The 18271-nt window shown below is 72.7% G+C and carries 18 protein-coding genes; 5 read left to right on the top strand and 13 right to left on the bottom strand.

Annotated features, from left to right (window positions below; all coding sequences use genetic code 11):
- Window positions 1-3 precede the first annotated feature (3 nt).
- Window positions 4-639, bottom strand: coding sequence for a hypothetical protein (locus AB0B96_RS21490; RefSeq protein ID WP_362901086.1), 636 nt, complete (start codon window positions 637-639; stop codon window positions 4-6).
- 17 nt (window positions 640-656) lie between these two features.
- Between AB0B96_RS21490 and AB0B96_RS21495 the strand changes: the two genes are divergently transcribed.
- Window positions 657-872, top strand: coding sequence for a hypothetical protein (locus AB0B96_RS21495; RefSeq protein ID WP_362901088.1), 216 nt, complete (start codon window positions 657-659; stop codon window positions 870-872).
- Between the two features lie 182 nt (window positions 873-1054).
- On the opposite strand, the gene AB0B96_RS21500 is transcribed toward AB0B96_RS21495, so the two are convergent.
- From AB0B96_RS21500 to AB0B96_RS21510, 3 genes are read right to left on the bottom strand one after another with little or no spacing between them, the layout of a single operon-like run.
- Window positions 1055-2158, bottom strand: coding sequence for a Gfo/Idh/MocA family oxidoreductase (locus AB0B96_RS21500; protein WP_350946245.1), 1104 nt, complete (start codon window positions 2156-2158; stop codon window positions 1055-1057).
- Complete coding sequence (locus AB0B96_RS21505; RefSeq protein ID WP_362901090.1) at window positions 2155-2904, bottom strand: sugar phosphate isomerase/epimerase; 750 nt, start codon at window positions 2902-2904, stop codon at window positions 2155-2157. Before AB0B96_RS21505 ends, AB0B96_RS21500 begins: the two co-directional genes overlap by 4 nt.
- A gap of 57 nt (window positions 2905-2961) precedes the next feature.
- Entirely contained in the window at window positions 2962-3903 is a 942-nt protein-coding gene (locus AB0B96_RS21510) for an ROK family protein (protein ID WP_362901092.1), read from the bottom strand.
- A 282-nt stretch (window positions 3904-4185) separates the two neighbouring features.
- Between AB0B96_RS21510 and pgm the strand changes: the two genes are divergently transcribed.
- Window positions 4186-5823, top strand: coding sequence for a phosphoglucomutase (alpha-D-glucose-1,6-bisphosphate-dependent) (pgm, locus tag AB0B96_RS21515; protein ID WP_362901094.1), 1638 nt, complete (start codon window positions 4186-4188; stop codon window positions 5821-5823).
- An 89-nt stretch (window positions 5824-5912) separates the two neighbouring features.
- On the opposite strand, the gene AB0B96_RS21520 is transcribed toward pgm, so the two are convergent.
- From AB0B96_RS21520 to AB0B96_RS21540, 5 genes are all read right to left on the bottom strand, one after another.
- A complete protein-coding gene (locus AB0B96_RS21520) occupies window positions 5913-6788 on the bottom strand; it encodes a diacylglycerol kinase family protein (protein WP_362901096.1) in 876 nt (291 codons plus the stop codon).
- 23 nt (window positions 6789-6811) lie between these two features.
- Window positions 6812-7360 carry a hypothetical protein gene (locus AB0B96_RS21525; RefSeq protein WP_350946250.1) on the bottom strand — a complete coding sequence of 183 codons (549 nt, stop codon included), beginning with the start codon at window positions 7358-7360 and terminating at the stop codon, window positions 6812-6814.
- A 175-nt stretch (window positions 7361-7535) separates the two neighbouring features.
- Complete coding sequence (locus tag AB0B96_RS21530; protein ID WP_362901098.1) at window positions 7536-8090, bottom strand: NAD(P)H-dependent oxidoreductase; 555 nt, start codon at window positions 8088-8090, stop codon at window positions 7536-7538.
- 377 nt (window positions 8091-8467) lie between these two features.
- Window positions 8468-9160 (bottom strand): DsbA family protein, encoded by a 693-nt coding sequence (locus AB0B96_RS21535; RefSeq protein WP_362901100.1) that lies wholly within the window; start codon window positions 9158-9160, stop codon window positions 8468-8470.
- A 245-nt stretch (window positions 9161-9405) separates the two neighbouring features.
- Window positions 9406-10782: an FAD/NAD(P)-binding protein gene (locus tag AB0B96_RS21540; RefSeq protein WP_362901102.1), complete on the bottom strand. Its 1377-nt coding sequence runs from the start codon at window positions 10780-10782 to the stop codon at window positions 9406-9408.
- A gap of 271 nt (window positions 10783-11053) precedes the next feature.
- Between AB0B96_RS21540 and AB0B96_RS21545 the strand changes: the two genes are divergently transcribed.
- Window positions 11054-12559, top strand: coding sequence for a glycoside hydrolase family 3 N-terminal domain-containing protein (locus tag AB0B96_RS21545; protein WP_350946254.1), 1506 nt, complete (start codon window positions 11054-11056; stop codon window positions 12557-12559).
- A gap of 27 nt (window positions 12560-12586) precedes the next feature.
- A complete protein-coding gene (locus AB0B96_RS21550) occupies window positions 12587-13486 on the top strand; it encodes a MurR/RpiR family transcriptional regulator (RefSeq protein WP_362901105.1) in 900 nt (299 codons plus the stop codon).
- A gap of 120 nt (window positions 13487-13606) precedes the next feature.
- Here AB0B96_RS21550 and AB0B96_RS21555 read toward each other — a convergent pair whose 3' ends face one another.
- On the bottom strand, window positions 13607-14050 hold the full coding sequence (locus tag AB0B96_RS21555; protein WP_362901107.1) for a MarR family transcriptional regulator: 444 nt from the start codon (window positions 14048-14050) through the stop codon (window positions 13607-13609).
- A 118-nt stretch (window positions 14051-14168) separates the two neighbouring features.
- On the opposite strand from AB0B96_RS21555, the gene AB0B96_RS21560 reads away from it, so the two are divergent.
- Window positions 14169-15014, top strand: coding sequence for an NAD(P)-dependent oxidoreductase (locus AB0B96_RS21560; protein WP_362901109.1), 846 nt, complete (start codon window positions 14169-14171; stop codon window positions 15012-15014).
- A 114-nt stretch (window positions 15015-15128) separates the two neighbouring features.
- Here AB0B96_RS21560 and AB0B96_RS21565 read toward each other — a convergent pair whose 3' ends face one another.
- From AB0B96_RS21565 to AB0B96_RS21575, 3 genes are all read right to left on the bottom strand, one after another.
- The gene (locus AB0B96_RS21565; RefSeq protein WP_362901111.1) at window positions 15129-16211 is read right to left on the bottom strand and encodes a serine hydrolase domain-containing protein; all 1083 of its coding nucleotides are present in this window, start codon (window positions 16209-16211) and stop codon (window positions 15129-15131) included.
- 107 nt (window positions 16212-16318) lie between these two features.
- On the bottom strand, window positions 16319-17245 hold the full coding sequence (murQ, locus tag AB0B96_RS21570; RefSeq protein ID WP_350946257.1) for an N-acetylmuramic acid 6-phosphate etherase: 927 nt from the start codon (window positions 17243-17245) through the stop codon (window positions 16319-16321).
- 127 nt (window positions 17246-17372) lie between these two features.
- Window positions 17373-18236: a GNAT family N-acetyltransferase gene (locus AB0B96_RS21575; RefSeq protein WP_362901114.1), complete on the bottom strand. Its 864-nt coding sequence runs from the start codon at window positions 18234-18236 to the stop codon at window positions 17373-17375.
- Window positions 18237-18271 lie beyond the last annotated feature (35 nt).

The raw sequence follows: 18271 nt of genomic DNA on the forward strand, positions 1-18271 counted from the left end.
GGCCTACCCCAGCTTCACGGTGATCTCGCCTCCGAGCTGGAAACCTCCGATCAGTTCCAGATCGTCACCGCTCCAGAAACGGCCGGGGTCGTACCAGTTCGGCCGCCGCCCTCCGGGCAGCAGTCCCATGGCCTCGTACGTGACCGCGACGACCTCCGCGCAGTAGGCGCTCTCCAGGGCGCTCTCCTCGGCGCCTCGCTTGAAGATCTTGGGCACCCGCCCCTTCATCCAGCGGCCGGCGAGCCTGGCCGTCGAGGGGAAGGGCGTGCCGTCCAGCCTGGCGACGGTGCGCAGGACGGCGTCCTCCATCTCGGGGGGTGCCTGCGGCTCCAGCTGTCTCAGCCAGCCGCGCTGGCCGTATCTGGTGGCCCAGACCGTCACCGCCTCGCGCAGGTCGTGCAGCTGGACGCCGCGCTGGTGGGTTCCCGACCACAGGTCGGGCAGGGAGCGACCCAGTTCGGCGTGCCACATCAGGGGCGGCATGTCGTCGATGACGACCGACATGCCGACGTGGTTGACGGGGCTGTTCGTCATGGTCTGGATCGCTCGATCGGGCACCGTTCGACCGCGGAACAGCCACACGTCGCCGGTGCGGGTCAGGTTGACGGCCTCATCGAGGCTGATGCTCTTGCCGGACATTCCGATAGCGTAGGCACATGCGATGGTGGAAGATACTCGGTCTGGCGGGTGTGGCGGGCGTCGCGGCCACGGGAGTCGTGATCGCGCGGGCCGAGCGCCGCCGGCAGGCGTACACCCCGGAGGAGATCCGCGCCCGCCTTCGCGCCCGCCTGGAGGAGTCCTCCGGCGAGCTCTCCCGGGATTCCTCCGAGCCGGTCCCCAGGGCCGTCGGCCCCGCCGACCAGGCACCCTGACTCCAAGCCCTGTCCTGAGGGCCCCCTCCCCGCCGACCGGACCGGACACCTGGAGCCCCGGCAGCGGCTCAGGCGCGCCGCGCGGGGGCGAACCGTCGTCGCCGTCGCCCTCGGGGGCCGTTTCCCGGGCGAGTAGCGCGCGAGGGCGGGCCGCGAGACGACCCGCCCCCGCCCTGTGACCGTCAGTCGAACCGGATCGCGGCCGGGTCCCACCCCTCGGGCAGCGGTGCGGGCACCGGGCAGGTGCTGCCGACCTCCACGAACTCGCCCCGCTCCGCGGACTCCGCGATGGCGATCATCGTGTCGAGGACGTGCAGGCCGAGTTCGCCGGTGGTCCGGTGCGGCCTTCCCTCACGGATGGCCTGGGCCATGTCGAGCACGCCCAGGCCGCGACCGGCCTCGGTGCCCTTGATGGGAACCGGCGTCCACTCCTCGTCGGTGGCCCGGCGCAGCCGGACCTCACCGCCGAAGGTGTTGGGATCGGGCACCTCCATGGTCGCCTCGGTACCGGTGATCTCGACGAACCCGGTGCGTCCCAGCGGCGAGTCGAAGCTGAAGACGAGCGTGGCGGCCTGCCCCGCGGCGAACTCCAGGAGCGTGGTCGTGTGGGTGGGCACCGCCACGGGAATACGCGTCCCCGCCTTGGGGCCGGAGCCGACGACCCGTTCGTCCCTCGCCCTGCGACTGACCGCGGCGACCCGCGCCACCGGCCCGAAGAGGGTCACCAGGGTCGTCAGGTAGTAGGGACCCATGTCGAACAGCGGCCCGGCCCCGGGCTGGAAGAAGAACTCGGGGTTCGGGTGCCAGACCTCGGGACCCGGTGTCTGGAACAGGGTGAGGGCGGTGAGCGGGGTGCCGATGGCCCCCTCGGAGACGAGCCTGGCCGCGGTCTGCAGCCCCGCGCCCAGGAAGGTGTCGGGGGCGCTGCCCAGGAGCACCCCCGCCGCCGTGGCGGCCTCGACGAGCCGCGCGCCGGACTCCCTGTCCACGGTGAACGGCTTCTCGTTGTAGACGTGCCGCCCGGCCAGGACGGCGGCGAGCGCCACCTCGGCGTGCGCGGCCGGGATCGTGAGGTTGACCACCAGTTCCACGTCGGGGTGCGAGATCGCCTCCTGCGGGGAGGTCGCCACCGGTACGCCGTAGCGCGCGGCGACCTCCTCGGCACGGGCCAGGTCCAGGTCGGCGCACGCCACCACGCGCACGCCGGGGAAGGTGGTGAGGTTACCCAGGTACTGGTGGCTGATGTTGCCGCACCCGACGATCGCCACCCCGAGCGGGCCGGTCATGCGCTCACCCACCCGGCGGCGACGAGACCGGTCAGGTAGGCGTGGCTGTCGTCCAGCGCCTGGAGCATGTCGGTGGCGCAGTGGTCGAGCTCCACGATCCGCACCGCGTCCGGCGCGGTGTTCAGCGCGTCCACGATGGGCACCTGGCCGGCGCCGACCGCGGTCATCGGGCCCTCCTGGGTGGCGGGGCCGTCCTTGACGTGCAGGTGGCTCACCCGCTCGCCCAGCCGGGTCAACAGCCCCGAGGGGTCGACCCCGCCGGTCGCCGCCCAGTAGAGGTCGACCTCCAGCAGCACCGAGGGGTCCAGCAGCTCCGCCAGCACCTCCAGCGCGGGACGGCCGTCCACCCGCTGTTCCAGTTCCCACCAGTGATTGTGGTATCCGAGTCGCAGCCCGTGGTCGGCGGCCTCACGGGCCGCCTCGCCGATGTTCCTCGCCGCCAGCTCGACCCCCTCCCTGTCGGCGAACCACTCGGCGGGGGCGGCGGGCACGATGACGGTCCGCGCGCCGACCGCGACGGCCCCGGCGAGCGAGGACGCGCGCCGCTCGTCGAGAAGCGGGGCGTGAACGCTGCACACCGAGAGCCCGGCCTCCTCCAGATCCTCGCGCAGACCTCCCGGGTCGAGATGCGCGTCGAACGGCTCGACCGCGTCGTACCCCATGCCGGCGATGCGGCGCAGCACGGCGCGGCGATCGACGGCCGCCTGTTCGCGTACGGAGTACAGCTGGACGGCGAGTGAGCTCATCAGTTCTCCTTAGGCGTGGACACCTCCGCCTGCGGGCGAAGGAGAGAACGCGGCTTCCTACCCCGCGACGGGGAGGACCAGGGCCGCGGCGCCGTACAGGCCGGCGTCGCGTTCCAGGGAGGTCTGTTCGACGGTCAGGCGGCGCAGGAAGGCGAGGCCGGCCCGTTCGGCGACCGCCTGGCGCAGCGGGGCGAGCAGGGTCTCCCCCGCCCCGGACACGCCGCCCCCGATGACGACGTCGTCGATGTCGAAGAGCGCCGCCGTGGTGAGGATCGCCACGGCCAGCGCGTCGGCGGCCCGCTGGAAGGCCAGCTGGGCGGCGGGCACCCCGCGTGCGGCGTCGGCCGAGAGCGCGCGGGCGTCCGGACGCGCACCGGGAGCGCTCCAGCCGTTCGCCAGCGCCCAGCGGACCATGCTCGGGCCGCTCGCGATCGTCTCCAGGCAACCGGTCGCCCCGCAGGGGCAGAGCTCTCCGTCGCGGTCCACGATGATGTGCCCGATGTGTCCGGCGTTTCCCGTGGGTCCCACGTACGGCGTCCCGTCGAGGACGAGGCCCCCGCCCACACCGGTGGACACCACGATGCCCAGCAGGGCGCGGGAGCGCGAGTGCCCGCCCCGCCACCACTCCCCCAGTGCCATGCACTGCGCGTCCCCCGCGAGGGCGACGGGGAGGCCGGGAAGGAGCTCGCTCACCGCGCCGACCAGGGGGAAGCCCCGCCAGGCGGGGATGTTGACCGGGCTGACCGTGCCGGCGACGGCGTCGAGGGGGCCCGCGGAGCCGATCCCGATCCCGGCCAGATCTCGGGTGTCATCGACGCCGACGGCGGCGTCTGCGGGGCGATCGTCCCGGGTACCACGGATGTCGTGGACGAGCGAGACCAGTGTCGCCTCGGGGTCCCGGCCGACCGGCACCTCCACCCTGCGTGTCACGGTCCCGTCGGGCCTGACCAGCGCCGCGGCGAACTTGGTGCCGCCGATGTCGATCGCGAGGGCGGTCACCGGCCGGCCCGCCCGGCATGCCGGGGCGCGGCTGGAGGGCAGGTGACCATCGGTGCCACCGCGCGGCTGTGCAAGGGGATCCTCCGCTGATCGATGCCACAAAGGGTACTTTTCCCAAGTGACCGGGCAAACAGGCTGAAGGTACGACGGTAATGACAACGTTGTCAACGGTATACGGGGAGCACGGAGCCACCGGTTCACCCCAAGCCCTCATGAGTTGTGCAGCCTTATCCGATTTAAGGGCAGATACGGTTAGCCCAGGTGTGATGTGAGGAGACTGCGATGACGCACGAACACGCGGGACAGCCCGCCAGGCCGTCCGATCTGGTCGACGTGGCCCGCCTGGTGACCTCTTACTACGCCCTGCATCCCGACCCGGGTGAGATCGGCCAGCGGGTGGCGTTCGGGACGTCGGGACACCGGGGCTCCTCGCTGAACGTCGCCTTCAACGAGGACCACATCCTCGCGACCAGCCAGGCCATCGTGGAGTACCGGGCCGCGCAGGGTGTCGACGGCCCGCTGTTCCTGGGCGCCGACAGCCACGCGCTGTCGGAACCGGCCGGCGTGTCGGCGCTGGAGGTCTTCGCGGCCAACGGGGTGACGGTCATGATCGACAGCCGGGACGGCTACACCCCGACCCCCGCGGTCTCCCACGCGATCCTGGCCCACAACCGGGGACGTTCCTCGGCGCTTGCCGACGGCGTGGTGGTGACCCCCTCGCACAACCCGCCCGGCGACGGCGGCTTCAAGTACAACCCGCCGCACGGCGGCCCCGCCGACACCGACGCCACCTCCTGGATCCAGGACAGGGCCAACGCGCTGATCGCCGACGGGCTGAAGGAGGTCAGGCGGATCCCGTACACCCGGGCGCTGGCCGCCGACACGACCGGCCGGTACGACTTCCTCGGCCACTACGTGGACGACCTGCCCTCGGTGCTGGATCTCGACGCCGTCCGGGAGGCGGGGGTGCGCGTCGGCGCCGACCCGCTGGGCGGGGCGAGCGTCGCGTACTGGGGGGAGATCGCCGAGCGGCACCGGCTGGACCTGACGGTGATCAACCCGCTCACCGACCCGACGTGGCGGTTCATGACGCTGGACTGGGACGGCAAGATCCGGATGGACTGCTCGTCGCCGTACGCGATGGCCTCGCTCATCGCCAACCGTGACGCCTTCGACGTCTCCACGGGCAACGACGCCGACGCCGACCGGCACGGCATCGTCACGCCCGACGGAGGGCTGATGAACCCCAACCACTACCTCGCCGTGGCGATCTCCTACCTCTACTCCCACCGGCCGGGCTGGCCCGCCGGTGCCGGGGTCGGCAAGACGCTGGTGAGCAGCGGCATGATCGACCGGGTGGCCGCCGACCTGGGCAGGCCACTGATGGAGGTCCCCGTCGGGTTCAAGTGGTTCGTGCCCGGCCTGCTGGACGGCTCGCTGGGCTTCGGCGGCGAGGAGAGCGCCGGGGCGTCGTTCCTGCGGCGCGACGGCTCGGTGTGGACCACCGACAAGGACGGCATCATTCTGGCATTGCTCGCCTCGGAGATCATCGCGACCACGGGCCGTTCACCGAGCGAGCACTACGGCGACCTGGTGTCCAGGTTCGGCGACCCCGCCTACGCCCGCGTCGACGCCCCCGCGACCCGGGAGGAGAAGGCGGTGCTCGCCAGGCTCTCGGCCGAACAGGTCACCGCGGGCAGCCTCGCCGGCGAGGAGATCACCCAGGTGCTGACCTCGGCCCCCGGCAACGGCGCGGCCCTCGGCGGGCTCAAGGTCTCCACCGAGAACGCCTGGTTCGCCGCCCGCCCCTCGGGCACCGAGGACGTGTACAAGATCTACGCCGAGTCCTTCAAGGGCCCCGAGCACCTGAAGCGGGTGCAGCAGGAGGCGCGCGACCTGGTCTCGGCCTCCCTGGGCTGACCGCGACGGCGGCGGCATACGCCCGGCGGGCGCGTCCGGGGGCAGGACGCCCGCCGGGCGCCCCTCCCCGGACGAAAGCGGGCGCGGCCTCAGGTGAACATGCGCCAGGCGGCGGGCAGGACCGTCCAGCGGCGCCGGGTGATCCGGCCGGTCAGCTCGCCGTCGGCGTTCACCGGGACGGATTCGCCCTCCACGGTCACCTCCCCGCCACGGGTGGTGATCACGTCGCGCAGGTCGGGATGGGTTCCCCTGCGCAGCCGGAGGGCGTAGGCGAGCCTGTTCAGCGGTCCGGTCGTCAGCGAGACGACGACGTCGGCCATGCCGTCGTCGGGCCTGGCCCGGGGAGCCAGTGGGGTGCCGCCGCCGATGGTGAGGCCGTTGCCGATCCCCACCATGAGCACCCGGTGCCCGTCGCCGACGGAGCGGCCGTCCACGGTGACGCGCAGCCGCCAGCCGGGGCTTCGCACACCGGCGAGCAGCGCTCCCGCCGCGTAGGCGAGCCGCCCGAGCACCGGCTTGAGCGGCGTCGCCCCCTCGGAGGCCTCGGCGCCGATGCCGAGGTGGACCATGTTGACGACGACCCCGTCCTCGTCGTCCACCAGCAGGTCGAGCGGCTGCGGCCGGCCCGCGAGCACGACGCGGGCGGCGACCGGCGGGTCCAGCGGGACGCCCAGGCCGCGGGCGAAGTCGTTGCCCGTACCCAGCGGGACGAGTCCCACCGTACGGGTCTCCAGCTCGCCGCGCCGGTGCAGGGCGGCGACCACCACGTGCAATGTGCCGTCGCCGCCCAGCACGACCACGTCCCTGCCCGGGCAGGAGTCGAGCATCTCGTCCAGGTCCTTCTTACCGGCGGGCGCCTCGATCACGTCGGCGCCACCGGCGCGCAGCGTTTCGAGTGCGGCGGTCCTGGCCTTCTCGTCGGCGCTCCCCGCGCTCTCGTTGTAGATCGCCAGCAGCTCGGCCATGTCGTTCCTCCACGTGGTCGTCCCTACGGCTCCTGCCCACCGGAGTCCCGATCACGCGGGTCCCGCCCCATCCGCCACCAGCGCAGGGACACCCACAGCCCGGTCGCGACACCGATCAGCACGGCCAGGACGTACACCGCGCGGATCGTCTCCGGTGAGGTGTAGCCGTTGCCCGCCACGAGGATCGCCATGAGCAGCGCGGACAGCAGTCCCACTCCCACACCCCCGGCGATCCCGAGCAGCCCCACCTTCAGCGCGCGTGACAGACGGCCGCCGGGAGGCCGGGGCACCGGCGTCATGACGGCCATGAGGCGGCCTACGACAAGGGCGGGATCGTCGTCGACCCCGCCGGCGACGAGCTGGACGGTCACCCCGCCGCGCTCGGGTTCGCTCAGGCAGATCCATTGGCGCTCGTCGAGGAAGACGGTGGCGCCTCCCGCACCGGGAACGGTCAGCCACAGGAACGGCGTGCCCTCGGGGAACGTCCTGACGCCGTGTCTGGCCGTCGGCGCGTGCACGTCGAGCGCCGCGCCGAGAGCCCGCAGCGCCACCTCCTGGCCGGATATCCCCACGGCTGCCTCCCTTCCTCGTCCCTGTGCGGCGCGCGACCGGGCGCTCGCCTTCCGGCGGGGCGCCCCGACCCGAGGGGCACCCGGGAGGATCAGAGCCGTACGGCGGACCTCGTACGGCGGATCCCGGGGGCCGGGCCCGGCTCTCGGCGGGGCCCGGCGAGCGGTCAGGCGGACCTCACACGGTGGACCCGCGCAGAGAACCGGTCTCGGCGAGGGAAGGGGAGCAGATCTCGTCCAGCAGGTCGCGAAGCCGGGCCCGGTAGTCCTGGTCGGCGAGCCTGCCGTCGGCGTCGAACGGGGCGGGAGTCGTGGAGACGGCCAGTTCCGCGCCCCGGACCACCGCGCCCGCCGCGCCGAGCGCCCTGCGCAGCTGGATCTGCGTCCACATCCCCTCGTGGGCGCGCGGGCAGGCGGTCACCACACCCACCGGCTTGCCCATCAGGACCGCGCCGCCTCGCGCGCAGACGATCCAGTCGAGCGTGTGTCCCAGCTGCGCCGGGAGCGCGCTGTGCGCCGGCGCGGTGATCAGCACGCCGTCCGCGGCGGAGAGGCGGTGCCACAGATCGGCCACCGGCCGCGGGAGCCCGCCCTCCTCCAACGGCGGCACCTGCTCCAGGCCCCGCCAGATCTCGAAGTCCACCGTCGCGGGCAGTTCCCGTGCCGCCGCCTCCAGGAGCCTCCAGACGTACGCCCCCGGGCGAAGGCTTCCCGCGATCCCAACGATCCTCATTCCCGGCCCCATCCTGTCGCCGTACGGCGACGTTACGAGTGAGAGAGGTTCCGCCCTCGGTCACGCGGTCGCGGCCGCCGGCGGGGCTCCCCCTCGAACTCACCGACACAAACCGCTACTCGACCTCACCGTGACGCGAAGAGGGAGGTCCGATCGTGGTACGGGTCGAGCCGCCCCGCTCACGAACCCCGGAACGGCGATCACGCTTCCGTGAACCAGCACGGCGACGGCGGTGCCGGCGAACCTCACACTCCATCACACTCGGGGCCTGCCCTCAGTGCGGGGGGACGAACATGATCAAGCGTATCCTTCGCGAAAAAGCAGGTTATTTCTCTGTCAAGGGCGGCGAGGGCGCTGGAGGAAAGGCCGGTCCCGCGCTATGGAGCCCCCGGGTAGGTGCGGGGAGCCGCCCGGTCGGTGACCCGCTTGAGCTCGAAGAACGCCTCCTCGGTGGCGAGCACCTTGAACGCGTCCCAGAGCCGCCCGGCCCGCTCGCCGGTCGGGATCTCGCTGACGACGGGGCCGAACTGACCGGCGTGCCCGTTCACCGAGATGGTCGGGACGCCGATCAGCGCCTGGTTCCGCTCCCCCGCCGGCACCAGGGCGTGCGAGGCGTGGATCGCCTCGTCCCAGGTGTCGTCGCTCCGCGCCGCGAGCAGTTCGGGGGGCAGTCCGGCGTCGGCCAGCGCGGCGGCGATCACCGGCTCCAGCGACTCCATCGCGGCCCGCCAGCTCGCGAGACCGCCGTCGGGCGTCGTGTCGCGGGCGCGCCGGAACAGGCCGTCCTCGCCGTGGTAGCGGGTGCCGAGCGCGGTGTAGAGCTCGCCGACGGCGGCGTCCCCGGCCGCCGCGCGTGCCGCCGCGAACACCCGGATGGCGCCCCGGCCGAGCTCGACGATCTCGCGGTACTCCTCGGACATGTCCTGCTTCTCGTTGAGCGCCGCCAGGCTCATCTCCCGCCAGTTGATCCTGATGGGGCGCACCTCGCGCACCTCCAGAATCCAGCGGGAGGTGATCCAGGCCCAGGGGCAGCCGGGATCGAACCAGAAGTCGACCAGATCCTCACTCATCGGAATCCTCTTTTCCGTGGAAGTTCCTCACAGCATCGGACCTCAAGCACACTGAAGGTCAAGTTCGCCGGCCGCACCGGAGCCGGGGCACGAGCCACGGCCACCGGCGTTCCCTGGGGCCGGACGCCGGGATCCCGCCCGTCCCGTGCCGCGCACGTGCCACCGATCTCCCCGGGGGGAGCCCGCCGCAGCTGATCAGTCGTGGCCACCGACTCGCCACGACGCGGCCCGCGCGGGGTAGGGGGCTAACCGGCCGACGCGGCGCGCCGGGCGGCGGGGGTGATCGCCGCCACCAGACGCGGTGCGAGGGCCGCCGCCTGGGCGCGGATCTCCGGGATCGCCGTCGTCTCGTACAGGCTTCCGCGCAGCAGAGGGCCGAGCGTGAAGATCCTGTCGTCCGCTTCTCCTGACGCGTCCAGGACCGCACCGCCGGGATCGGCGTCCAACCCGAGCCGCAGCCGGTCCGGCCGGACCACGCCGTCGGCGACGAGGCGGGCGAGGAGGGGGTCACGGGCGATGTCGGTGCCGGGCCCGGTGGCGTTGACCAGCCAGCCGACGTCGAGTTCGCGGACGGCGCCGTCGGTGCTCACCTGGGCGCGCAGCCCGCGAGGGCCGGCGGTGGCCCGGAGCAGCCGGCCGCGGATCAGGTGAAGGCGGCCGGCGGCTCTGAGGTCGGCGATCCTGGCGGCCGTGGGGGGAGGGATCCGGTGGCGGTGAACCTCCCAGTGGCGGGCGGCCAGTCCCAGGAACCGCCTCTGGTCGTCCGGGGTGAGCCGGGCCCACAGTCTCTGGGCCTGTGGCCGCAGGCCGTCGACCACGCCGTACCAGTCGCCCCCGTTGTCCCGTACGGCCAGACGCACGGCGCGGAGCAGGTCGCCGATCCCCAGCGGCCCGTCCGGGATCGGCGTCGGGACCGGTGGCGGTACGGGCCGGGGGTGCGGGCGCGGCAGCAGCGCGTGCCGCGACACCGCGTGGACCACGGTATCCGGGTGCGCCCGGGTCACGCTGACCGCCACGTCCACCATGGTCAGCCCGGTCCCCAGCACGAGTACCGGCGCGCCGTCGCGGATCTCCGAGAGCGCGTCCGGCGCCCACGGGTCGGCGACGTAGCCGGGGCTTTTCTCGTCCACGATCGGCGGCCTGGCGGACTGCGCGCGGTTGCCCAGGGCGAGCACGACGGCCTCGGCGTCGATCCCGCCGCCGCCCGACAGGTGGACCCGCACCCCCCGGTCCCTGGTCAAGGCGCTCACCGTGCCCTTCACCCTGCGCACCACACGGACGGGCCACTCCTCCGCGTCGGCCAGCAGGTCGCGAAGGTAGCGCCCGTACGTCTGTCTGGGCAGGTAGTCGGATTCGGAGACGTCCAGCCCGTCGTCGAGGGCCCAGCGCAGGAAGTGGCCTGGGTCGTCGTCCAGCCCGCTCATCTTGTTCGCGCAGGCGTTGAGGAGGTGGTGCGGATCGGTGGTCGAGTACGCCTGTCCCAGCGCGTGCCGCCCGTACCGGTCGATCAGCACGACCTCCAGCGGCGTGTTCCGTGCCCGCGCCTCGCGGAGCAGGTGGACAGCCGCCAGCGTGCCGCTCGCGCCGCCGCCCACGACGGCGACCGATGGGTAACCTGACACGCGATCCAGCATAACCCACTATTCCTACAGGGTATACGGGATAGCGAGAACACGGGCCGCCCCATTCGCGGTCTTGACGCTTTCGGCGGCGAGCACCCCCTCCGCGTGCGCCCCCTCCCACCTCGACAGGAGAGGGGAGCGCACACAGATGACAGAAAACTACTTTTGGGGCATTGAAAATGAAGGAAATCATCATTGATGGGTAACCTGCCTTGAGACACCTTCCTCCGCCCACCCGCCACACGACGCCTACCTCGATCAAGGTGACCGCATGCCCCATCGCAGCCCCGACCTGGCCCGGCTGGCCATGACCGTCCTCCAGCCCGGGTTCGACGGCACCGAGCCGCCCGGGTGGCTGCTGCGCGCGCTCGGCGAGGAGGGCCTCGGCGGGACCGTGTTGTTCGCCCGCAACCTCACCGGCCTCGGCCACACCGCCGATCTGGTCGCCCGGCTGCGCGCGGAGAACCCCGCCGCGGTGATCGCGGTGGACGAGGAGGGCGGGTCCGTCACCCGTCTGCAGGCCGCGCGGGGCAGCTCGTGGCCGGGCAACCGGGCCCTGGGCGTGGGCGACGACGTCGAGGCGACCCGGCTCGTCGCCCAGGAGATCGGCCGCCTCCTCGCATCCGCCGACATCACCCTCGACTACGCCCCGGTGGCGGACGTCAACGCCAACCCGGTCAACCCGGTGATCGGCGTCCGCTCCTTCGGCGCCGACGCGGAGCTGGTCTCCCGGCACACCGCGGCCTGGATCTCCGGGCTCCAGGGGACCGGGGTCGCCGCCTGCGCCAAGCACTTCCCCGGCCACGGCGACACCCACACCGACTCCCACCACGCCCTGCCGACCCTGCACGCCTCCGCGCGCCTCCTCGCCGAGCGCGATCTGCCGCCCTTCCGCACCGCGGTGGCCGCGGGGGTGCGGGCCGTCATGTGCGGGCACCTGCTGATCCCCGCCCTCGACCCGGAGAATCCCGCGACGCTGAGCCGGAGGATCGTCACCGGCCTGCTCCGCGAGGAGCTGGGATTCACCGGCATGATCGTCACCGACGCCATCGAGATGCGCGCCGTCGCGGCCCTCCATCCGCCGGGGGAGATCGCGGTCCGCGCCCTGGCGGCCGGGGCCGACGCGATCTGCGCGGGCATCTCCTCCCCCGGAGGCGAGAACGTCCACGAGTTGCGCGACGCCATCGTGGACGCCGTACGGGAGGGCAGGCTCGGCGAGGACCGGCTCGCCGAGGCCGCCTCCCGCGTCCTCGCCCTGTCGGGCTGGTACGCCTCGGACGCCGCCGCGCGGGCGCGGGCGGCGGGGATCGCCGCCAGGGACGCGGGGGACGAGGGCGAGGAGCTCGGCCTGCGGACCGCCCGGTCGGCCATCCGGGTGACCTCCACGGCCGCTCCGGCCGTGCTCTCCGGACCGCCGTTGGTCGTCGACATCGCCCCCCGGCTGAGCGAGGCGGTCGAGCCGGGCACGCTCACCGGTCTCATCGGCGCCTTCGCCGAGGTGCTTCCCGGCACCGTCGGCCACGTCGTCACCGTGGAGGCGCCCGAGCTGCCCGACCTGGGTGACGAGAGCCGCCCGCTGGTGATGGTGGTGCACGACGCCGGGCGCCACCCCTGGGTCGGCGAACTGCTGGCGCGGGCCGTCGCGCTGCGCCCCGACACCGTGGTGATCGAGACCGGGATGCCCGGCACCCCCACAGGGGCCGTGTACGTGACCACGAACGGCATCTCCCGGGCTTCGGCCCGCGCCGTGGCCCGCTGGTTGACCGGTGACCAATAGGCTGATTTATGACATGAAAGGCGCTTAATGAACGTCCTCGACGGCCCCACCCCCGTGAACCTGGTGGCCACGGTGAGGGCCGTCCTCCCCTCCCTCACCCCCGCCGCCCAGTCCATCGCCCGTCTCATCCTCGACGACCCCGGCGTCGTGGCCCGCAGCACCATCACCGAGTTCAGCGCGGCCTCCGGCACGAGCGAGGCCACGATCGTGCGCACCGCGAGGGCCCTTGGCTTCGCCGGATACTCGCAGCTGCGCTTCGCCCTGGCCGCGGCGGTCGCCAGGAACGAGCCGGAACGGCTGGTTCCCGGCGACCTCGGCCCCGACGACCCGCTGACCGACGTGATCGCGAAGGTGGCGAGGGCCGAGTCGGAGGCGCTGGCCGACACCGCGGCCCAGCTCAACCCCGACCGGCTGGGCCTGGTGGTGGAGGCGATGGCCGGAGCCCGCAGGGTCGACGTCTACGGAGTCGGCGCCTCCGGGCTCGTCGCGGTCGACATGGCGCAGAAGCTGATGCGGATCGGCCTGCCGGGTCACGCCTACACCGACGCGCACCTCGCGCTGACCAGCGCGGCACTGGTACGAGGCGAGGACGTCGCGGTGGCGGTGAGCTGCACCGGCGAGACCCCGGACGTGCTCGCGCCCGTGCGCGTCGCGCGGCGGGCGGGTGCCACCACGGTGGCGATCACCAACAACCCGCGCTCCTCCCTGGCCGAGCTCGCCGACCACGTCCTGGTCTCGGCGGGCAGGGAGACCGCCTTCCGGCCGGGCGCCCTGGCCAGCCGGATCAGCCAGCTCCTCATCGTCGACTGCATCTTCGTCGGCGTCGCCCAGCGCACCTTCGAGACCTCCGACGCGGCCCTGAGGGCGACCAGGGACGCCATCGACGGCTTCAGGACCGACTACCGCCGCCGGAGCAGGTCTTCCTAGTCCTGTCACGGCACGGCGCCCCAGCCCACCCCCGGAGTCCTTGACCGGCCACCGGCTCAGGGTCTGGGGCACCCCGTGCAAGACCGGCAGTGACGGCTCCGGGGGAATCTCGAAACCCGTTCACCCGGCCTCCGGACGCAGCCGCGACGACAACCGGTGGAATGCCTTCAGGTCGGTATGCGACAGCTCCGACAGGATGCCGGGTGGCCGGTAGAGGTCCTCCGTCAGCCGGGCCTGGAGCTCCTTACCGCGCCGGCTCAGGACGACGACCTTGACGCGCCTGTCGGTCCGATGCGCCTGGCGCTCGACCAACCCCTGTTTCTCCAATCGGTCGACGATCCAGGTGACGGTCGAGGCGTCGCAGCGCCACATGTCGGCCAGTGCCCGCATCGGTTCGCCCCGTCCCGGAACCAGCCGCATGAGGGCCTTGAGGTCTCCGGGGCTGACGCCCAGTTTCCCGAGGGACTCGATGCGACGCTCGTGTTCGGCGAGGAAGAAGTCGTAGAGCGCTTTCCAGATCTCGGATCTGAGGTGTTCGTCCTGATCAGGTTCGCGCTCTTCCATGAGAACCATGGTACGTAAGTCCAATGGCTTAAAATATTGGTGACATTAAAAGGTTTAAGTAATCCAAGTATCTGCTAGCGTCACACCCAGTGGTCCATCGAACCCTGGGAGTCCCTCCATGACCATTCTCGTGACCGGTGCGACCGGGCGGGTCGGCAGCCGCTTCGTCCCCCGCCTGCTCCAGCATGGGGAGCCTGTCCGCGCCCTGGTCCGCGACCCGGTCCGGGCCGAGCCCCTCGGCGGGCTCGGTGCCGAGGTGGTCGTCGGCGACCTGCGTGACACCGGCGGCCTCGATGGCGTCCTCAAGGGCGTCGACGCGGTCGTTCATCTCGGCGCGGCCTTCCGCGGCGTCCCCGACGAAGAGGCGATCGCAATCAACCACACCGCCACGGTCGAACTGGCCGAGGCCGCCCTCCGAGCCGGTGTCACCCGGTTCGTCCACGTCGGCACCACCCTCGTCTACGGTCCCGGCCGGGGCCGCCCGGCCCATGAGGCGGATGAGCCCGTTCCATCGGCAAGGGCCTACCCGGCGAGCAAGGCGACCGCGGAGAAGATCCTCCTGGGACTGCATCGGACCGAAGGACTGCCACTGCGCATCGCCCGCCTCGCCTTCGTCTACGGCGACGGTGATCCACACCTGGCGGAGTCGCTGCTGTGGGCACGCGACTGGCCACTCCACAAACGTCTGCACATGGTGCACCACGCCGACGTCGCCCAGGCCCTGCTGCGCCTCATCCGGGCCGGCGGTGTGGACGGGGAGACGTTCAACGTCGCCGACGACGCTCCCGTCACCGCGCTGGAACTGCTGAACCTCAACGGTGAGCCCGTCGCCGACGGGGCGACGAGCCGAACACTCGACGACCCCTGGGAGGGCATCGCGGACACCTCCAAGATCCGCCGTGAACTCGGCTTCCGGCCGATCCACCCCACCGTCCACAGCGCCGGGGCCGCAGGGGCGCTCTGATCGGGCAACGGCCGGCTCTCGGCTCCGCCGATCCTGTCTTCCCGGCCACGAATCACGGCCACTTCCTTTTCCGTGCCCTGCGGAGAACGCGACCGGAAGGCGTGCGGCGCGGGCTCAGGACAGGCGCAGGGCCTCGGCGGCGACGGCGTGGCGTAGGTCGCGGATGCCCGCGCGGCCACGCAGGGGGTGGACGTTGTTGGTCAGCAGGACGACGGTGAGGGCGCGTTCGGGATCGACGACGAGCGAGGTGCCGGTGAAGCCCGAGTGGCCGTAGGCGTCGGCCAGCGGGCCGACGATCGCGGGATCACCGATCCGCACGCCCAGGCCGTGGCGGAAGCCCGCGTCCCTCACGCCGTGGTCGCGGGTGAGCTCCGCGACCGCGCCGGGCCCCAGGACCGGCGCTCCCCCGGTGCGCAACGCCTCGGCGAAGCGTAGGAGGTCGTCGGCGGTGGAGAAGATCCCGGCGTGCCCGGCGACCCCGCCCAGACCGTGCGCGGTCTCGTCGTGGACCTCGCCGCGCACGCATCCGGGCCCCGGGCGCTCGGGTTTGTGCTCGGTGGCGACGATCCTGGGCAGCAGGGACGCGGCGGGACGGTATCCGGTGTCGGGCAGGCCCAGCGGATCGATGACCCGGACGCGGACGAGCTCGTCCAGGCAGGCCCGGCCGGCGACCTCCGCCACCCTGCCCGCCGTGATCAGACCGACGTCCGAATAGAGATAGCGCTCACCCACGGGACCGATCGGCGGCGTCGAGAGGATCCTCTCCATCCGCCTGGCGCGGACCTGCTCGCCGTCGCCGGGAATCTCCTCGTGGGCTCTGCGTCCCGGCGGCAATCCCGCCGTGTGGGTGAGCAGGTGCCGCAGGGTGACCTCGGGCGCCCCGCCGTAACAGGCGGGCAGCCGGTCCGCGACGGGATCGTCCAGGCCGAGCAGTCCGTCCTCGGCCAGCGACAGGATGACGGCCGTGGTGAAGAGCTTGGTGATCGAGGCGAGGTCGAAGACCGCGTCGCGGAGGGCGGGTGGCCGGTCCTCGGCGAGCTCCTCCGAGGCCGACGAGTAGCGCACGGCCTCCCCCACCGCGGCGGCGGCCACCGTGACACCGCCCACGGCGATCGCGGCCACCGCCGCCGAGCAGACGCGCGGCACGGCCGCCCCGAGGATCCCGGCGAGCCGGGCACCCTCGTCACGCTCGGACATCGTTCCCGCCTCCGGTCCCCGGTCCCGGTCCCGGCTCCGCGCCGGAAACCGGCTCCGCGCCCGGCGTCGCTCTCACGTCCGGCGCCGGCTTCCCTTCCGCCGGAGGTTCAGGCGCCCCTGGCCCGTCCCGCCTCCAGCGCCGCCTCAAGATGGTCACCGTGTCGCTCCAGGAGGACCCGGGCACCGTCGGCGTCGAGGCCGTGCTCGATCATGAGTACCGCGACCTTCACGTGCCATCCGGCGGCCTCCAGCGCGGAGCGGGCGGCCGACGGTGCCGCCCCGGTGATGTCACTCACCATTCTGGCCGCCCGGTCGGCCAGCTTGGAGTTCATCGCCGACACCTCGATCATCGTGTTGCCGTAGGTACGGCCCAGCCTGACCATCGCGATCGTGGAGATCATGTTGAGGACCAGTTTCTGCGCGGTCCCCGCCTTGAGCCTGGTGGAGCCGGTCACCACCTCCGGGCCGACGATCACCTCGATGGGGTGCCGCGCGGCCGCCGACAGCGGGGTCGCGACGTTGCACGACAGGGCCACGGTCAGGGCTCCACGGCGGCTCGCCTCGGCCAGCGCGCCGAGCACGAAGGGCGCGCGACCGCTCGCGGAGACGCCCACCACCGCGTCGAGCGCGCCCACTCCCCGTTCCGCCAGGGCCGCCGCTCCCCCGTCCCGGTCGTCCTCCGCGCCCTCGACCGAACGCGTCAGCGCGGGGGTTCCGCCCGCGATGACACCCTGGACGAGCTCGGGGTCGGTACCGAAGGTCGGCGGGCATTCCGAGGCGTCCAGCACGGCCAGCCGGCCCGACGTCCCCGCGCCCACGTAGAACAGGCGGCCACCCGACCTCATCCTGGCCACGACCGCGTCCACCGCGGCCGAGATCTCCGGAACCGCCTCGGCGACCGCCGCGGGCACCGCGGTGTCCGCGGCGTTCATCAGCCTGGCCACCTGCTCGGTGGGGAGCAGGTCGATCCGGCTGTAGCGCGGATCGCTCTGCTCGGTGGAAAGCGTGGACAGCGTGGCTACTTGATCACTCATGACATCCCATGTCGTTAGTTGTCCTGTCTCACTGCCGTCAACCAGATGATCATCTGGCAGCGAGGAAGTTACGGCCGCGTACCCGGCAGCAACCCGTACATCGGGTCACTCCGGTGTGCCGAGGCCCTCATGACAGCCCACGGCGATAGAGCCAGAAGACCCGCTCGGCGTGCGCGCCGACCGTCCTGGCGTAGAAGCGCAGCGGCCCCACCCAGCCGATCTGGGCACTCGACATGCCCGCGGCCCGCTGCTCGGCGAGACAGCGGCGTACGAGCACGCGACCGACCCCCAGGCCCCGCGCGGCCGGCGCGGTGCCCATCGGGCCGAACCAGGAGGGCCGCGCGCCCCACGCGGCGAAGCCGAGGATCTCGCCGTCCCTGACGGCGTAGTGGCAGCCGGTGGCCTGCTCCGCCTCCCAGGCCCAGTTCGCGTTCCACTGCTCCTCGACGAAGGCCGACACGGCGGCGCGGTCCCCGGGGGCGACGGCGTGCACGGTGACCCCCAAGGCCGCCAGCCGCCCGAGGTCGGCGTCGACGGACAGGTCACCGGTGAGGTCGGCGGTCATGTTCCAGGCGACGTTGTGGCGCTCGTAGCCGAGGCTCTCGGCCAGGCAGGCCGCCGCGGTGTAGCGAACGTCGATGCCCGGCCAGGCGTAGCAGGGCGGGTTACCGGCGAAGCGCGCCTCGGTCGCCCCCCGGCCGCGCAGCCAGTCCTCGGCCGCGGTGACCAGCGCCCGGCCCAGGCCCGCTCCCCGAGCCTCGGGACGTACGGCGAGCAGGTCGAGATGGCCCACCCACGGGTCGCGCGCCGACATCGAGGCGAACACCACACCGTCCAGACCGCGCGTCACCAGCGCCGTCCAGGAGCGGTGCGCGGGCGGCGCGGCGAGACGGGCGACCAGGCTCGCGGCCTCCCCCGCGTCATGGGCGAGAGCGGCCCCGGCGATCTCCGCGAGCGCCTCCGCGTCGGCCGCGACGGCCTGCCTGATCACGGACAGCTCGCGGGTTCCGGACAGCTCGCCGATCT

It is taken from the genome of Streptosporangium sp. NPDC049046 (genome assembly GCF_040649155.1).
Lineage (GTDB): Bacteria > Actinomycetota > Actinomycetes > Streptosporangiales > Streptosporangiaceae > Streptosporangium.

Excerpts from the sequence above, each read along its gene's own strand:
- AB0B96_RS21500 (WP_350946245.1), bottom strand. The coding sequence starts at position 2,158 with ATGACCGGCCCGCTCGGGGTGGCGATCGTCGGGTGCGGCAACATCAGC.
- AB0B96_RS21495 (WP_362901088.1), top strand. The coding sequence starts at position 657 with ATGCGATGGTGGAAGATACTCGGTCTGGCGGGTGTGGCGGGCGTCGCG.
- AB0B96_RS21560 (WP_362901109.1), top strand. The coding sequence starts at position 14,169 with ATGACCATTCTCGTGACCGGTGCGACCGGGCGGGTCGGCAGCCGCTTC.
- pgm (WP_362901094.1), top strand. The coding sequence starts at position 4,186 with ATGACGCACGAACACGCGGGACAGCCCGCCAGGCCGTCCGATCTGGTC.
- AB0B96_RS21505 (WP_362901090.1), bottom strand. The coding sequence starts at position 2,904 with ATGAGCTCACTCGCCGTCCAGCTGTACTCCGTACGCGAACAGGCGGCC.
- AB0B96_RS21565 (WP_362901111.1), bottom strand. The coding sequence starts at position 16,211 with ATGTCCGAGCGTGACGAGGGTGCCCGGCTCGCCGGGATCCTCGGGGCG.
- AB0B96_RS21555 (WP_362901107.1), bottom strand. The coding sequence starts at position 14,050 with ATGGAAGAGCGCGAACCTGATCAGGACGAACACCTCAGATCCGAGATC.
- murQ (WP_350946257.1), bottom strand. The coding sequence starts at position 17,245 with ATGAGTGATCAAGTAGCCACGCTGTCCACGCTTTCCACCGAGCAGAGC.
- AB0B96_RS21490 (WP_362901086.1), bottom strand. The coding sequence starts at position 639 with ATGTCCGGCAAGAGCATCAGCCTCGATGAGGCCGTCAACCTGACCCGC.
- AB0B96_RS21545 (WP_350946254.1), top strand. The coding sequence starts at position 11,054 with ATGCCCCATCGCAGCCCCGACCTGGCCCGGCTGGCCATGACCGTCCTC.
- AB0B96_RS21530 (WP_362901098.1), bottom strand. The coding sequence starts at position 8,090 with ATGAGGATCGTTGGGATCGCGGGAAGCCTTCGCCCGGGGGCGTACGTC.
- AB0B96_RS21535 (WP_362901100.1), bottom strand. The coding sequence starts at position 9,160 with ATGAGTGAGGATCTGGTCGACTTCTGGTTCGATCCCGGCTGCCCCTGG.
- AB0B96_RS21520 (WP_362901096.1), bottom strand. The coding sequence starts at position 6,788 with ATGGCCGAGCTGCTGGCGATCTACAACGAGAGCGCGGGGAGCGCCGAC.
- AB0B96_RS21550 (WP_362901105.1), top strand. The coding sequence starts at position 12,587 with ATGAACGTCCTCGACGGCCCCACCCCCGTGAACCTGGTGGCCACGGTG.